At 67.4% G+C, this 15,688-nt stretch carries 15 protein-coding genes; 11 read left to right on the top strand and 4 right to left on the bottom strand.

From position 1 onward, the window contains the following. Nucleotides 1-41: 41 nt before the first annotated feature. Together AC1DKQ_RS07045 and AC1DKQ_RS07040 are read left to right on the top strand one after the other, a co-directional pair. Nucleotides 42-1,799, top strand: a complete 1,758-nt coding sequence (locus AC1DKQ_RS07045) for a DUF222 domain-containing protein (protein ID WP_476918516.1) — start codon at nucleotides 42-44, stop codon at nucleotides 1,797-1,799. A gap of 188 nt (nucleotides 1,800-1,987) precedes the next feature. Continuing rightward, nucleotides 1,988-2,371, top strand: coding sequence for a hypothetical protein (locus AC1DKQ_RS07040; RefSeq protein ID WP_476883935.1), 384 nt, complete (start codon nucleotides 1,988-1,990; stop codon nucleotides 2,369-2,371). A gap of 43 nt (nucleotides 2,372-2,414) precedes the next feature. Here the strand turns inward: AC1DKQ_RS07040 and AC1DKQ_RS07035 are convergent, their stop codons facing one another. Beyond that, entirely contained in the window at nucleotides 2,415-3,041 is a 627-nt protein-coding gene (locus AC1DKQ_RS07035) for a DUF937 domain-containing protein (RefSeq protein ID WP_476883934.1), read from the bottom strand. 234 nt (nucleotides 3,042-3,275) lie between these two features. On the opposite strand from AC1DKQ_RS07035, the gene AC1DKQ_RS07030 reads away from it, so the two are divergent. The 7 genes from AC1DKQ_RS07030 to AC1DKQ_RS07000 all read left to right on the top strand — a co-directional run bounded on the left by AC1DKQ_RS07030 (nucleotide 3,276) and on the right by AC1DKQ_RS07000 (nucleotide 11,592). Beyond that, on the top strand, nucleotides 3,276-4,259 hold the full coding sequence (locus AC1DKQ_RS07030; RefSeq protein WP_476883933.1) for a bifunctional riboflavin kinase/FAD synthetase: 984 nt from the start codon (nucleotides 3,276-3,278) through the stop codon (nucleotides 4,257-4,259). A gap of 99 nt (nucleotides 4,260-4,358) precedes the next feature. Next, the gene (gene kynA, locus AC1DKQ_RS07025; protein WP_476918515.1) at nucleotides 4,359-5,213 is read left to right on the top strand and encodes a tryptophan 2,3-dioxygenase; all 855 of its coding nucleotides are present in this window, start codon (nucleotides 4,359-4,361) and stop codon (nucleotides 5,211-5,213) included. Then, nucleotides 5,210-6,586 carry a kynureninase gene (gene kynU / locus AC1DKQ_RS07020; protein WP_476883931.1) on the top strand — a complete coding sequence of 459 codons (1,377 nt, stop codon included), beginning with the start codon at nucleotides 5,210-5,212 and terminating at the stop codon, nucleotides 6,584-6,586. The genes kynA and kynU overlap by 4 nt, the downstream gene beginning before the upstream one ends. Before the next feature lie 138 nt (nucleotides 6,587-6,724). Next, a complete protein-coding gene (gene rpsO / locus AC1DKQ_RS07015; protein WP_018774485.1) occupies nucleotides 6,725-6,994 on the top strand; it encodes a 30S ribosomal protein S15 in 270 nt (89 codons plus the stop codon). 247 nt (nucleotides 6,995-7,241) lie between these two features. Beyond that, nucleotides 7,242-9,491: a polyribonucleotide nucleotidyltransferase gene (locus tag AC1DKQ_RS07010; protein ID WP_476883930.1), complete on the top strand. Its 2,250-nt coding sequence runs from the start codon at nucleotides 7,242-7,244 to the stop codon at nucleotides 9,489-9,491. A gap of 105 nt (nucleotides 9,492-9,596) precedes the next feature. Beyond that, nucleotides 9,597-10,940, top strand: coding sequence for a M16 family metallopeptidase (locus tag AC1DKQ_RS07005; RefSeq protein WP_476883929.1), 1,344 nt, complete (start codon nucleotides 9,597-9,599; stop codon nucleotides 10,938-10,940). A gap of 154 nt (nucleotides 10,941-11,094) precedes the next feature. Further along, a complete protein-coding gene (locus AC1DKQ_RS07000; protein WP_476883928.1) occupies nucleotides 11,095-11,592 on the top strand; it encodes a DUF1579 domain-containing protein in 498 nt (165 codons plus the stop codon). Nucleotides 11,593-11,596: 4 nt separating this feature from the next. On the opposite strand, the gene AC1DKQ_RS06995 is transcribed toward AC1DKQ_RS07000, so the two are convergent. The 3 genes from AC1DKQ_RS06995 to moaA form a co-directional block, all read right to left on the bottom strand. Then, nucleotides 11,597-11,875, bottom strand: a complete 279-nt coding sequence (locus AC1DKQ_RS06995; RefSeq protein WP_476883927.1) for a hypothetical protein — start codon at nucleotides 11,873-11,875, stop codon at nucleotides 11,597-11,599. A gap of 131 nt (nucleotides 11,876-12,006) precedes the next feature. Continuing rightward, a complete protein-coding gene (locus AC1DKQ_RS06990; RefSeq protein ID WP_476883926.1) occupies nucleotides 12,007-12,273 on the bottom strand; it encodes a MoaD/ThiS family protein in 267 nt (88 codons plus the stop codon). A gap of 7 nt (nucleotides 12,274-12,280) precedes the next feature. Further along, nucleotides 12,281-13,420 carry a GTP 3',8-cyclase MoaA gene (moaA, locus tag AC1DKQ_RS06985; RefSeq protein WP_476883925.1) on the bottom strand — a complete coding sequence of 380 codons (1,140 nt, stop codon included), beginning with the start codon at nucleotides 13,418-13,420 and terminating at the stop codon, nucleotides 12,281-12,283. Between the two features lie 132 nt (nucleotides 13,421-13,552). Between moaA and AC1DKQ_RS06980 the strand changes: the two genes are divergently transcribed. Beyond that, nucleotides 13,553-14,296: a response regulator transcription factor gene (locus AC1DKQ_RS06980; protein WP_476883924.1), complete on the top strand. Its 744-nt coding sequence runs from the start codon at nucleotides 13,553-13,555 to the stop codon at nucleotides 14,294-14,296. Beyond that, nucleotides 14,283-15,677: a sensor histidine kinase gene (locus AC1DKQ_RS06975; RefSeq protein ID WP_476883923.1), complete on the top strand. Its 1,395-nt coding sequence runs from the start codon at nucleotides 14,283-14,285 to the stop codon at nucleotides 15,675-15,677. Before AC1DKQ_RS06980 ends, AC1DKQ_RS06975 begins: the two co-directional genes overlap by 14 nt. The last annotated feature ends 11 nt before the right edge of the window (nucleotides 15,678-15,688 follow it).

Raw genomic sequence — 15,688 nt, 5'->3', positions numbered from 1 at the left:
GATCGGTCGGCGCTGTGCCTGGCACGGCGCGTGGCCCAGGAATGGGCAATAACACAGGCACAGCGGACCTCGCTGTCGGCGACGCCGTGGACTCAGCGCTGGCCATGCTGCAATCTGCCAGCCGGACGGTATGCGCTGAAGCGGAGCGGTTTGGCCTGTTGGAGGCCGCGGACTTCGCCGGCAGCGTGGAGGACATGTCCCGCACGCTGGAGTACCTGCAGCTCGTAGCCGCCGGCGCGGTGGACCGAACCCGTAAGCAATCCGCCGGGACCTGGCCGGCCGCCGCGGGCCAGAGTCCGGACGCGGTGGCGCCCGCGGGCTGGCTCACCGGCTGGACACATGAACCAGACACCGGATCCGGTACCAGAACTGGAGACGAAACTGGAGCGGGGACTGCTGCCGGGACTGACGCCGGGACTGACGGCGGTTCCGACGCCTGGGCAGACTCCCGCAGTGGCTTGGCCGGGCCGGGTGCCCTGTCGGCCGCAGACGACGGCTGCCGGAACGCCACCGAGTTCCTGCGGGACCGGCTGCGGATCAGCGCCGCCGAAGCCCGGCGCCGGCTCACGCTGGCCGCCGAGCTGCTGCCCCGCGCAGGTGCTGGCGGCCACATCGAACCGCCGGTGCGGGAGGAGCTCGCCGCTGCCGTCGCGTCGGGTAGCATCGCGTCCCGCGCCGCGACCGTCATCACGCTCGCCCTGGACCGGGTCCGGCACACCTGCCGCCCCGAGGCCGCGGCCACGATGGAACACGCCCTGATCCTGACGGCGATCGATAACGACGCCGACTTCCTGGCGCGGATGGCCCGGCGATGGACCGACGCCCTGGACCAGGACGGCGCCGAACCCTCCGAGGAACTGCTGCGCCGGATCCAGGGCGCGTTCATCCGCAAACCCCGGCACGGATTGCACCACCTGGAAATCTTCGCCACCCCCGACCAGTTCGAACACCTGATCACGGTCATGAACACCGCCACCAACCCCCGCAGCGGACCAGCCACCGGAGAGGGAACCGGTGCGCGGGCGGACACCCGAGACGGCACAGAGCAGGCTGCCAACGCCACCACGGACTCGGACGCCGGCGGGAGCGCGGCGGGGGACACAGGTATGGGAGCGCCCGAGGTCTCGGCTGCGGCCGCCATGAGCGCCGGCGTGGGCGCCGACGCGGGCGCCGCCTTCGGCGACGCCGGTGCAGCTGCCCTGCTCGACCAGCGCTCCCGGCCGCAACTGCTGCTCGACGGCCTGGTCGGCGCCTGCAAGGCCGCACTCGCCACCGGCGGGCTGCCCGCGGCCGGCGGACTCCGGCCCCAGGTCATGGCCACCATCGACTACCGCGACCTCCTCAGCCGGCTCGAGGGCACGGGACCCCGCCACGAGGGCACCGGATCGCTGACGTTCACCGGTCCCATCACCGCCTCCACCGTGCGCAAACTCGCCTGCGACGCCGACATCATCCCGGTCCTCCTCGGCGGCGAGGGGCGGGTCCTCGACATCGGCCGCGCCTCCCGGGTGTTCCCGCCGCATGTCCGCAAGGCCATCACAGCCCGGGACCAAGGCTGCGCCTTCCCGCAATGCACCATCCCCGCGCCGTGGTGCGAGGCCCACCACATCACGTACTGGTCCCGCGGCGGGACCACCGGCACGGACAACGGCACCCTGCTCTGTTCCCATCACCACCACGTGATCCACAAGGAACACTGGACCGTCCGGCTCAAATCCGGCGTCCCCTGGTTCATCCCGCCGCCACACATCGATCCCGCCCGGACGCCCCGCAGGAATATCTACTTCCGCCTCGAGTGACCCTGCGCCGCGTCCGACCGTTCCGCCTCGTCTGCCTGAGCGTCTCGACTAACGCATGCGCTGGCGTCGGGCCCTCCGCCTCGTGGCCCCTACCGGGCAGGAGCCACGGACCTGAGGCGGGCCCGGACCGAATTCCTCTGAACCAAGGGCCCGCTGTGCACGCATGGCCCAATGACTAGGCTGGAGACATGGACCATCGCCGTCTGCTGCTTCGAGTAGTGAAGTCGATTCACACCATTGCCTGGTTCACGATCGAGGCCTGCATGGCCTACGTCCTGTACACCGGAGTCAGGGGCCGCGCCGACCGGAAGACGGGCGTTGCCGCCGTCGTGGTTGCGGGCGAAACCCTGATCTTTGCCGCCAACGGATTCCACTGCCCGCTGACCGCTGTCGCCCAGGACCTCGGCGACAGAAACGGCTCCGTCACGGACATCTACCTGCCGCGATGGTTCGCAAGAAGGCTGCCCGCCATCCACGTCCCGCTTATCCTTGCCGCTGCGCTGCTGAACTGGCGGAATTGGCGCAGTCGCGCTGTCCGGGACAGCCAGCGGAGGCTACTGCTCGGGAGATAGCAGGCTGTTCCCATCATCCGCTACGAACCCAGGGGCGAATCGCCTACTTCTTCCCGAACAGGCCGCCGAGGATATCGCCAAGGCTGCCCAAGCCGCCTTGTGCGTCTTGTCCCCCCGGTCCGCCCTGACCCGCGGCGCCGCCCTGGCCGCCGACCATTCCACCGAGGATCCCGCCTAGTACGCCGCCGAGGTCCATTCCGCCGCCCTGACCGGAATCGGCCGGAGCGCCGGCTTCGGTCTGGGAACCAGCCCCTGCCTGGTTTCCGCCGAGAAATTTCTTCGCCAGATAGGACATGACGATTGGCGCCAGGATGGGCAGCAGTTTGCGGACCAGGTCGCTTCCGGCGCCGCCCAGTTGTCCAGTCCCGGCGAGTTGGCTGGCCACCTGATCCTGCTGGCCGCCAAAGACGTGATTGACGATCTTCTCGCCGTCGGCCGTGTCCACCTGACCGACGTCGACGCCCCCGTCGATCAGTCCATCCTGGTGCTGGCCCAGGGCCGACTCGAGTGACGCAGCACCGTCAGGGGCCTGCGCATTATTATGCATACCGGCGAGGAGCGTGGGCACGGCGGCCTCTACTGCGGCGCGGGCTGTGGGTTCGTCAGTGCCCAGCATGCCGGCAATCTGGTCCATCGGGATCTGGCCGATGATGTCTTGGGGCTCTGTCATGGTCGTACTCCTTCAGCCCTGCGCAGCCGCGGGCATAGCGGGAAACGGCGTCTGCATGGACGCCGCCGAACTAGTGCCATTGAATCGTAGTCCTGCGGATCAGGCCGTGGAAGGCTCGCTCCGGGACCCGAGAACCGTCCGGGGGCGGGCCGGAATGCGGGTAATCTTAGAGAGTTCCGGGGCCGGCACGGTCGCTCCGGGGGAGTTCATGGCAGGCAGCAAAAGGCGAGGTTGATGGTCCACATTTGGAACGATCTGTCCGAAGTCCCGGCGGACTTTGGTCCTTCGGTTGTCACTTTCGGCAATTTCGACGGCGTGCACCGCGGCCACCAGCAGGTGCTGTCGCAACTGATCCGCACGGCCCGATTGAACCACGCCCGCGCCGTCGCGATCACCTTCGATCCGCACCCCGCGCAAGTGCACCGTCCCGAGTCGGCCCCCGAGCTGATCATGGGCCTGGAGGACAAGCTCGTGGCCTTGGGCGAGCTCGGCCTCGATGCCGTGCTGGTGATGAAGTACTCGATGGAACTCGCCAGCCTGACCCCTGAAGAGTTTGTCGCCACGGTTCTGGTGGACGGCCTGAAAGCGAGCCATGTGGTGATCGGCCACGACGCCCGGTTCGGCCGCGGCAATTCCGGGGACCTCTCCACCATGCAGGAACTGGGGCGGAAGCTCGGTTTCGAGGTGCTGGTCATCAGCGAGTTCGGCTCTGAAGGCTTCCCCATCCACGACGACGACGGAATGGACCGCCGCTGCTCGTCCACCTGGGTGCGCGAGGCCCTGCGCGCTGGCGACGTCGCCACCGCCGCTGCGGTGCTCGGCCGGCCGCACCGGATGCGCGGCGAAGTGGTGCACGGCGCCGCACGCGGCCGCGACCTCGGCTTCCCCACTGCAAACCTCGCCTCTACCGCCAGCGGCTACATTCCCGCGGACGGGATCTATGCCGGCTGGCTTGTGGACCAGGAGGGCACCCGCTGGCCCGCCGCCATCTCCGTTGGATCCAACCCCACGTTCGACGGCGTGAGCCGTCAGGTCGAGGCCCATGTGATCGACCGCCCGGAAGAGTCCGCCGACGACTTCGATCTGTACGACCAGACAGTTGTGGTCGAATTTGTCTCCAGGCTCCGCGGCATGGTGGCGTACCGTGGGGCGGAGGCTTTGGTGGACCAGATGCGCCTGGACGTCGTCCAGGCCCACGACATCCTGTTCGCCCGCTGAGAACCCGGCCGGACCGGCGTCGGCCCCCGCGCTGACGGCGTTCTGACTCACTGAACCCGCGCGCTGATTTGCAGCCATGCGGCAAGGAAGGCAAGAGACGTGACCATCGAGAAAAACACGAGGGAACTGGACCAGGACATTGTCCGGGATTTCAGTGCGCGGATGAGCTACGCGTCGTACCTGCAGTTGCCCACGCTGCTCAGCGCCCAGCAGCCGGTCAGCGCTCCGGAACACCACGACGAGATGCTGTTCATCATCCAGCACCAGACCACGGAGCTGTGGTTGAAGCTGGTACTGCATGAACTCCGCAGCGCCGCCGCGTGGCTGCGCTCGGACGATCTGGGGTCCGCCCTGAAGGCGATCGCCCGGGTCAAGCACATCCAGAAGACGCTCACCGAGCAGTGGTCCGTGCTGGCCACCCTGACGCCTACCGAGTACTCCCAGTTCCGCGGCTTCCTGGGCAACTCGTCCGGATTCCAGTCCAGCCAGTACCGTGCGGTCGAGTTCATCCTCGGCAACAAGAACGCCAAGATGCTTCCGGTCTTCGAATCGGACCCCGAGGCCCATGAGATGCTGCGCGAACTGCTCAACGCTCCCAGCATCTATGACGATTTCCTCGCCTATCTCAAGCGCCAGGGCTTTGATGTCCCGGCCTCCCTGCTGGAGCGCGACGTCACCAAGGCGCACGAGTTCTGCCCGGAACTGGTTCCGGTGTTCAAGTACATCTACGAGAACGCCGCCGACAACTGGGGCGCGTATGAAGCATGCGAGGAACTCGTGGACCTCGAGGACAATTTCCAGCTGTGGCGTTTCCGCCACCTTCGCACCGTCCAGCGCACCATCGGGATGAAATCCGGCACTGGCGGATCCAGCGGTGCCGCGTTCCTGCAGAAGGCCCTCGAACTGACCTTCTTCCCCGAGCTCTTCGCCGTGCGGACGGAGATCGGCCAGTGAACATCCCCGCCGCCAACGACGCAACGGACACCCTGCGGCAGCGCGCCCGGGATCTCGACGCCGCCGATCCGCTGGCCGGCTACCGTGACCACTTCGTCGGCACGGACACGGACCTGTCCTACCTGGACGGCAACTCCCTGGGCCGGCCCCTCAAGCGGACCGTCACCGACATCAGCAGCTTTATCCAGGACAGCTGGGGCGGCCGCCTGATCCGGGGCTGGGATGAGGAATGGCTCGAACTGCCCCAGGCCATCGGCGACCAGCTCGGCCGCTCGGTGCTCGGCGCGGCGCCGGGACAGACCATCATTGCCGATTCCACCACCGTGGTGCTCTACAAGCTCATCCGCGCCGCCCTGGCAGCCGTGACGGATCCGGCACGGACGGAAATCGTCCTGGACACGGACAATTTCCCCACCGACCGCTACCTGGTGGAGGGCATCGCCCGCGAAGAAGGCCTGACCCTGCGTTGGATCGACGCCGATCCCGCCTCCGGTGTCACCGTCGAGCAGGTGCGGGCCGCCACGGGCCCGGCCACCGCCGTCGTGGTCCTGAGTCAGATCGCCTACCGCTCCGGCTTCCTCGCGGACCTGCCGGCCATCACCGCGGCAGTCCACGACGCCGGTGCCCTGGTGGTGTGGGACCTGTGCCACTCGGCCGGGTCGGTGGAGATCGCCTTGGACGACGCCGACGTCGACTTCGCGGCCGGCTGCACGTACAAGTACCTGAACGGGGGACCGGGCTCGCCCGCGTTCGCCTACGTCAACAAGAGGCACCTGGCCGAACTGCAGCAGCCGATCTGGGGCTGGATGGGACGCAAGGACGCGTTCGAAATGGGTCCCGGCTACGAGGCCGCTCCCGGCATCCGGGGCTTCCTCAGCGGCACCCCGGCCATCTTCGGGATGCTTGCCATGCGCGGCACCCTGGACCTGATCGAGGAAGCCGGGATGGCCGCCCTCCGGGAGAAGTCACAGCAGCTCACGGCCTTTGCCCTCGAACTCTTCGACGCCTGGCTCGCACCGGCCGGGGTGCAGCTGTCCACCCCGCGTGACCCGGCCCTGCGCGGCAGCCACGTGACGGTGGACCACCCTGCGTTCCGTGCAATGACGGCCACCTTGTGGGATCAGGACGTGATTCCCGATTTCCGCGCCCCGCAGGGCATCAGGATCGGGCTGTCGCCGCTGAGCACCTCCTTTGCGGAGGTGTACCGGGGCGTCGCCGCCATCCGCGAGCTGCTTTCGGGCCGGGAAAGCGGAACACCGGGTCCGCCGCAGATAGACGGTGCAGTAGACGGCGAGGCAGGCGGCGCGGCAACCCGCGCGGCAACCGACGCGGCCGGCGGTTTCGACAAGACCGCGGACGTGCCACTAAACTGAACGTTGGATCCGGCTGCAGTCCGTGGCGGCTGGCTCCTGTTGTGTACGGGAAACCAGGCTTCGGCGAGGGATCCCGGGGCAACACCCCCGGCAGTGCATTACTGATTCGGGCCTCACGGCACATCTCTAGGAGTTATTGTGGCACTTGAAGCCGCTGTAAAGCAGTCCATCATCAAGGATTTCGCAACGTCCGAGGGCGACACCGGTTCGCCGGAGGTCCAGGTTGCAGTCCTGACTCAGCGGATCAAGGATCTCACTGAGCACATGAAGGAGCACAAGCACGATTACCACACCCAGCGCGGTCTGCTGGCCATGGTTGGTCGTCGCAAGCGCATGCTCACCTACCTCAAGAACACTGACATCACCCGCTACCGTAAGCTCATCGAGCGCCTCGGCCTGCGTCGCTAGTCAGCTTTAAGGGGCGGCCCCTTCCGGACCGGAAAGGGCCGCCCTCTTCAGGAAAAAACTAAACAGGAGGATCAACCGCATCACGCATTCGCGGTCCTCGGTAGTGATCCCCGGGAACGGCCTCAAGGAATGAGGCCCGGCCCGTGGGTCTCGATCGATGACCGGGTGCAGTGCAGGCCAGTAGACAGATGCTGGACTGGGTTGATGCGGCTGGGCTCCGTGAACCATGAAACGGAGGTGACTCTCTATGGAGGGTCCCGAAATCCAGTTCTCAGAAGCAGTCATTGACAATGGCCGCTTCGGCAAGCGTGTAATCCGCTTTGAAACCGGCCGCCTCGCCAAGCAGGCAGCCGGCGCAGCGATGGTCTACATCGACGAAGAGACCGCGCTGCTGTCCGCAACCACCGCCGGCAAGCACCCGCGTGAAGGTTTCGACTTCTTCCCGCTGACCGTCGACGTCGAAGAGCGTATGTACGCCGCCGGCCGCATCCCGGGCTCGTTCTTCCGCCGCGAAGGCCGTCCCTCCACGGAAGCCATCCTGGCCTGCCGCCTCATGGACCGCCCGCTGCGCCCCGCGTTCGTCAAGGGCCTGCGCAACGAGGTCCAGATCGTCGTTACCGTGCTGTCCATCAACCCGGACGAGCTCTACGACGTCGTCGCGATCAACGCGTCCTCGATGTCCACCCAGCTTTCCGGCCTGCCCTTCTCCGGCCCGATCGGCGGCGTCCGCGTTGCCCTCGTCGCTGACGAGAACGGCTCGCAGTGGGTTGCGTTCCCGAAGCACTCCCAGCTGGAGAACGCTGTCTTCAACATGGTCGTCGCCGGCCGCATCGCCGGTGACGACGTCGCCATCATGATGGTTGAAGCCGAAGCCACCGACAACTCCTGGAACCTCATCAAGGAACAGGGCGCCACCGCCCCGACCGAAGAGGTTGTCTCCGAAGGCCTCGAGGCTGCCAAGCCGTTCATCAAGGCCCTTTGCGAAGCTCAGTCCGACCTGGCAGCCCGCGCCGCCAAGCCGACCGTCGAGTTCCCTGTCTTCCTGGACTACCAGGACGACGTCTACGCCGCTGTGGAGTCCGCTGCCGCCGAGAAGCTGGCTGCTGTCTTCCAGATCGCCGACAAGCAGGAACGCGACACCGCATCGGACGAGCTCAAGGAAGAGGTCACCTCTTCCCTGGCCGGCCAGTTCGAAGGCCGCGAGAAGGAGCTGTCCGCAGCGTTCCGCTCCGTCACCAAGCAGGTTGTGCGCCAGCGCATCCTCAAGGACCAGATCCGCATCGACGGCCGTGGCTTGACGGACATCCGCCAGCTCACCGCCGAGGTTGAGGTTCTGCCCCGCGTCCATGGCTCGGCCATCTTCGAACGCGGCGAGACCCAGATCATGGGTGTCACCACGCTGAACATGCTCAAGATGGAACAGCAGATCGACTCGCTGTCTCCCGTGACGCGCAAGCGCTACATGCACAACTACAACTTCCCGCCGTACTCCACCGGCGAGACCGGCCGCGTCGGTTCCCCGAAGCGCCGCGAAATCGGCCACGGTGCCCTCGCAGAGCGCGCCATCATGCCGGTGCTGCCGTCACGCGAGGAATTCCCCTACGCCATCCGCCAGGTGTCTGAGGCCCTCAGCTCCAACGGTTCGACGTCGATGGGTTCCGTCTGCGCCTCCACGCTGTCCCTGCTCAACGCTGGCGTGCCGTTGAAGGCTGCCGTTGCCGGTATCGCCATGGGCCTGGTCTCTGACCAGGTCGACGGCCAGACCCGCTACGCCGCCCTGACCGATATCCTCGGCGCCGAAGATGCCTTCGGCGACATGGACTTCAAGGTTGCCGGTACCGCCGAGTTCGTCACGGCCATCCAGCTGGACACGAAGCTCGACGGCATTCCGGCCTCGGTCCTGGCCGCCGCCCTGAAGCAGGCCCGCGAAGCGCGCCTGCACATCCTGGACGTCCTGAACTCCGCGATCGACACCCCGGACGAGCTCTCCGAGTTCGCGCCGCGCGTCATCGCGGTCAAGATCCCGGTAGACAAGATCGGCGAGGTCATCGGCCCGAAGGGCAAGATGATCAACCAGATCCAGGAAGACACCGGAGCCGACATCTCGATCGAGGACGACGGAACTGTCTACATCGGCGCCACCAACGGCCCGTCTGCCGACGCAGCACGGTCCGCGATCAACGCCATCGCCAACCCGCAGATCCCGGAAATCGGTGAGCGCTACCTGGGCACGGTCGTCAAGACCACCACCTTCGGCGCCTTCGTTTCCCTGACCCCGGGCAAGGACGGCCTCCTGCACATCTCCGAGCTGCGCAAGATCGCCGGCGGCAAGCGCGTTGACAACGTCGAGGACGTCGTCGCCGTGGGCCAGAAGATCCAGGTGGAAATCACCAAGATCGATGACCGCGGAAAGCTTTCCCTGTCGCCCGTTGTGGCTGACGAGGCAGGCTCCGAGAACGTAGACAACGCTGAGGTCTCCGCGGACGCCGCAGAGTAGTCTCTCCTGAGTGAAACAGCGGGGCCGGTGGATCATCCACCGGCCCCGCTGCTGTTAAAGGTAGGATTGCAGGCAGATTTGGCACGTGTTCAATGAAAGGCCTCGATGACTGTCGTCCCCCTGCCGCTAGAGCAGAACCAGCACGCTGACACCCTGATCCACGGAGCCGACGGCGGCTCGGAAGTGCGTCGCTCGGTCCTGCCCGGCGGTGTCCGCGTGCTGACCGAAGCGATGCCCGGCCAGCGCTCCGCAACGATCGGTTTCTGGGTCGGGGTCGGCTCCCGCGACGAAGCCCCCGGCCAGCACGGCTCCACGCACTTTTTGGAGCATCTGCTCTTCAAGGGCACCAAGCGCCGCACCGCACTGGAGATCGCCTCGGCCTTCGACGAGGTCGGCGGGGAATCGAACGCAGCCACCGCGAAGGAGAGCACCTGCTACTTCGCCCGCGTGCTGGACTCGGACCTTCCCATGGCGATCGACGTCATCGCGGACATGATCACCGGCGCCGTCCTGGACCCTCAGGAGATGGAGCAGGAGCGGGACGTCATCCTCGAGGAAATCGCCATGGACAGCGACGACCCCACTGACGTCGCGCACGAGAACTTCGTTGCCGCCGTGCTGGGAACGCACCCGCTGGGCCGCCCCATCGGCGGTACCCCCGCAGCGATCCGGGCCGTGGCGCGCGACTCGGTGTGGGACCACTACCGCCGCTACTACCGTCCCGACGAGCTCGTGATCACCGCGGCCGGCGGGCTCGACCACGACGTCGTCTGCCGGCTCGTGGTGGATGCCCTGCACTCCGCGGGCTGGAACCTTGAGGCCGCTGCCGCCCCCGTGCAGCGCCGCTCCACTGAACGTGCGGCCATCACCGGCACGGCCGGCCTGCATGTGGTCAAGCGGCCGGTGGAACAGGCCAACATCATCATGGGTTGCCCCTCGCTGGTCGCCACGGACGACCGCCGGTTTGTCATGAGCGTGCTCAACGCAGTCCTCGGCGGCGGCATGTCCTCCCGGCTCTTCCAGGAAGTCAGGGAAAAGCGCGGCCTCGTGTACTCGACCTACTCCTTCGCCTCCTCCTACGCCGACGCCGGCTATTTCGGCATGTACGCCGGCTGCACACCGTCGAAGGTCCGGCAGGTCATCGACCTGCTCGGCGCCGAACTGGACAAGCTGGCAGCAGACGGCATCTCAGACGAGGAGCTCCGCAAGGCAGTGGGCCAGCTGTGCGGCGGAATCGTGCTGGCGCTTGAGGACACCGGTTCCCGGATGTCCCGGCTGGGCCGGGCGGAACTGGTCTCCGGCGAGTACCAGGACATCGATGAAACCCTCCGCCAGATCAAGGCCGTCACAGCGTCGGAGGTCCAGGAGCTCGCCCGTGAGCTCGCGGCAGCCCCGCGGACCGTCACGGTGGTGGGCCCGTTCGAGGAAACCGAGACGTTTGGGCTGTAGGTAGTTCGCCGGGGCAATTTCTGCACTGGCCAATTTCTTAGCAGGGGCCGTGCTCACGCCGGGCTGGGCACGGCCGGCTGGCGTGCGGCCGGTATTTACACCACAGTAGGCGCGGCGTCATGATGGTGGCGGGGCCACTCGGGAGGAACTCCACATGGGAGAAACTGTGCACCGGCCACTGCCAGGGAATGCATGCGAGGCGCTTGAGGCCTTCCTGGGCCATTGGACGGGGACCACGCATTGGGAGTCAACCGCGTGGGGTCCGGCGCGCAGCGCGGATACCGAGGTCATCTTTTCCCCGGCGGCTGCAGGGCGTGCCGTCACCCAGAGCTACCGGCATACGGATGCGGACGGGACCCGCTCCGAAGGCCATGGTGTTTTCACGACGGACCCCGACCACCCGGAGACCCTCTGGTACCACGTCAACAGCCTGGGACTGCCGCCCGAGGCACCGGCGCGCGCCAGCATGGAAGGGGACACCTTGACCGTGGAGCGGCGCAGCGACCGCGGCACCGCACGGCACACCTTCCGGGTGGACGACGGCGAACTGACGCACACCGCCGGTCTCCGCCTGGGCACGGCGAGTGACTTCACCACCCTCATGACCACCGTGTGCCGGCGGGTCGCCGAGGGCGCTGCCGTACCGGCGTGAGGTTTTAGGGGGCGGCCTGAAGGATCCGGGTCTTCGGAGTTCCCTCAAGGGTGGGGGCGGCCTCGGCGGAGTTCCAGAGCTTCGCCTGAAGATTGGCTAACAAGGCCTCCGCCTGCTCACGCTGCTCGAAATCCAACTCAACAACCACAGAGTGGGGGTCGTCCACGGGTTGGTTGATGCGGTACGCGGTGAGGCCCGACGCCGCGCGGTTCGCCGGATCACGGTCGAACGCCTTCCACGTGGCGAAATCCTTGATCCTATGTTCGATCTGCAAGGTGAACATGCTGCCCTCCTCAGTGGTGTTCGTTGCCCGCTGCGGCGGATACTCCACACTCTAGGACCGGCCAGGTAACTGCGATACGCCAGAACTTCTGGACCCGACACACCGGCTTCACGCCGCCGGCCATGCTGCGGCTAACCGCCGGCGAACGGCGGCAGGACGTCCACGACGTCGGCCGGCTTGAGCGCCGCGGCGTGGTCACGCACGGCAACTTCGTTGAGCAGGAAGCTGGAGCGGGACAGGATGCGGGCCAGCGGCGGCGTCCCGGCCGGCGGTTCGGGGCGCTCGACGGCGAGGACCGCCTCGAGCAGGGAGGCGAGGGTGTCGCCGTCGGCGAGCTCGTAATGTTCCTCATCCACGCCGGCGGCAGCGCGCGCTGCAGCGAAGTAGCGTACGTTCACGAAAAAATCAGCCTCCGATGGCGCTCATGCTGCGGTCCGGCTGGACGAAGTCGGGGGCGTCGAGCCCCACATGGTCCATGCCGTGGGCCTTGGGCTTGATCCACATCGCATCCTGCCAGCGTTCGGCGAGCTGTTCATCGCTGGCGCCCTCGCGCAGCAGCCCCAAAAGGTCCACTTCCTCGCGCGAGAACAGGCAGCTCATGATCTTGCCCTCGGCCGTGATGCGCGTCCGGCGGCAGTCTGAGCAGAACGGCTCCGTGACGGAGGCGATGATGCCCACCGTGCCGAGCACGGGGCCGGTGGCCCGGTCGGTGCCGGGAACCCGGGCACGGACCTCGAACCGTTCGGCAGGGGCGCCGTCGCGGTCCCGCGGGTCGGAACTGAGCACGTAATCGGTGGAGAGCAGTTCGCGGATCTCCGCGGCGGTGACCATGTTCCGTCGGGTCCAGCCGTGGTCAGCGTCCAGCGGCATCTGCTCGATGAAGCGCAGTTCATAGCCGCGGCCCAGTGCCCAGGCCAGCAGGGCCGGCGATTCGGTGTCGTTGATCCCGCGCATGAGAACGGCGTTGAGCTTGACGGGGCCCAGGCCTGCAGCCCAGGCGGCGTCGACGCCGGCGAGGACCTTGTTCAGGAAGGGGCGGCGGGTCAGCTGGGTGAAGGTCTCCTCGTGCAGGGAATCCAGCGAGACGTTGATCCTGGTGAGTCCAGCGGCCTTGAGTCGGGCGGCCTTCTTGTCCAGGCCCACGCCGTTGGTGGTCATCGAGATCGGCAGCCCGGGGTGGGCCTGGCGGAGCGCGGCGATGATCTCCAGCAGGTCCGCGCGCACCAGCGGCTCGCCGCCGGTCAGCCGCAATTCACGCACACCGAGCGTGTCGACGCCGATCCGCACGATCCGGACGATTTCCTCCGCGGACATCACCGCCTGCTTGGACAACCACTCCAGGCCCTCGGCGGGCATGCAATAGGTGCAGCGCAGGTTGCACTTGTCCGTCAGCGAGAGCCGCATGTCCGTGGCACGCCGGCCGTAGCGGTCCACGAGCCCGGCAGGCACGCCGTCCGGGCGCCCGGACAGTGCGGGCGCAGGAGGCATCCCCGTTCGGGGACTGCCTGCCACGCGGGGCTGGGGCATCCCCAGTTGAACTGTCATAGAGTCAGGCTACGCCACCTCGCGGCCCACGTCACAGCCGCATGCCGGCACGGATATTACGTGTTCGGGAAGGATGTCCCGCCGGGATCCGGAGCCCTGCCCGCGGCGCGGCCGCGAACCTATGCTGGAAGCGTGAACAACACCCAGCCGGCCGCGGACGCAACGGAACACCGGCGCATCCTCCTTGTCGAAGACGAGCCGACCATTGCCGGTGTGGTCCGCGACTACCTCGTCCAGGCGGGATTCCAGGTGGTCCTCGCCGCCGATGGCTTCACCGCCCTGCGCCTCGCGGACGAACGCCGCCCGGACCTGGTGCTGCTGGACCGGATGCTGCCGGGCCTGGACGGCGTGGAAGTCTGCCGCCGGCTCCGTGCCGCACACAGTGTCCCGGTCATCATGCTCACAGCCCTCGGGACGGAGGACGACCGCATCCTTGGCCTGGAAGCCGGCGCGGACGACTACGTCACCAAACCCTTCTCGCCGCGTGAGCTGGTACTGCGGGTCCGGTCGGTCCTGCGCCGGAGCGTTCCTGAATTCAGCCCGGAGCCCTCCGTCGAAGTGGGCGGATTCGACCTCAGCCCGGCCGCGCGCACCGTCTCCCGCCATGGCAGGCCCTTGGCACTGACTGCCCGGGAATTTGACCTGCTGGCCTTCATGCTCCGCCGCCCCCGGCAGGTCTTTAGCCGCGAGGAACTCATGAAGGCCGTCTGGGGCTGGGACTACGGGGATCTGTCTACGGTGACGGTGCACGTGCGCAGGCTGCGGGAGAAGATCGAGGACGACCCCACCCGCCCCTCCGTGCTGAAAACGGTTTGGGGCGTGGGCTACCGGCTGGACCCCAGCGACGAGGAAGAGTCCGCCGGTGCAGACCTCTGAGCTCCTGACCATCATCGGCTGGGCCCTGGCGTGGGGAGCCGTGATTGGGGCTGCGTCGCTGCTCATCCTGAAATCGCTGCGCAGGGCATCGTTCGCGGTCCAGATCTGCGTAGTGGTGCTCTCCGCCGTGGCGGTCCTGACGGCCGGAATGGTCAGCGCCTTCAACGCCATGTTCATCTCGGCACGGGATCTCGAGGTCATGTGGTACGTCCTGGCCGTGGCCTCGGCGGTGGCTGTTTCGATCGCCCTCGTGCTCGGATCAAGGGTTTCTCGGAACGCGAAGGCGCTGGCCGACGCCGCCCGGAGCATCGGCCGCGGCGAGAGTCCTGGGATCCAGTCCCCGGTGATGAGCCACGAACTTGCCACCCTCGCCGCCGAGCTCGAATCCAGCAGCCGCATGCTGGAGGCATCCCGGCAGCGTGAGGCCGCCGTCGAGAACGCCCGCCGCGAACTTGTCAGCTGGATCTCGCACGATCTCCGGACGCCGCTGGCCAGCATGCGGGCCATGACCGAAGCCCTGGAGGACGGCATGGCGGCGGACGTCCCCGGCTATTACCGCAAGATCATCGCCCAGACGGACCTCATGGCCGGCATGGTCAACGACCTCCTGGAGCTGTCGAAGATCCACGCCGGAACCATGCGGCTCAAGGCCGAACCGCTGGACCTGTACGACCTCGCCAGCGACGCCATTGCCGATCTCGCCGCGCTGGCGCAGCAGCACGGCGTCACGCTCGACGGCGGCGGACGGCGGGAAAGCCTGGCTCTCGCCGACGGCCCTTCGATGGGACGCGCCATCCGGAACGTTGTGCTCAACGCGATCGTCCATAGCGCGCCCGGTTCCCGCGTCACGGTGGAAGTCGGCAGGGAAGGGGACAGGGCCGTCGTCGCGGTCACCGACGGCTGCGGCGGGATCCCAGAGGCAGATCTCCCACACGTGTTCGAGACCGGCTGGCAAAAGGACCCGGCCCGGAGACGGCCCGGCCGTTGGGCCGCCGGGGACGGCGGGGACGGCGGGACCGGGGTGGACGGCGGCGGCCCGGACGACGGCAACCTGGTGCCCGGGATGGCTGAGACGGCAGGCGCCATGCGCTACAGCGGCGCCGGGCTTGGCCTGAGCATTGTCGCCGGAATAGTCAGCGCCCATCAGGGCACCGTCACCGTGGAAAACGTCGACGGCGGATGCCGGTTCTCGCTACTGCTTCCTGGCCAGGGACCTGGCGGTGAGGCATCACCTGCGGACGCGCTAGGCGCCGAGGTGGCGGCTGCAGAGCGAGCAACTGCAGCAGGATCGGCTGCAGAGCGAGCAACCGCGGAGCGAGCGCAGGACCGGATTGCGCGCGATGCCGCGGACGAACAACTCCGGGCGGGACGGGCACAGTGAGCAGCGGCGTT

Source organism: Arthrobacter sp. 05L421, from assembly GCF_056397785.1.
Note: the sequence above shows the minus strand (reverse complement) of the source record. Positions and strands in the feature narration are given on the sequence as shown.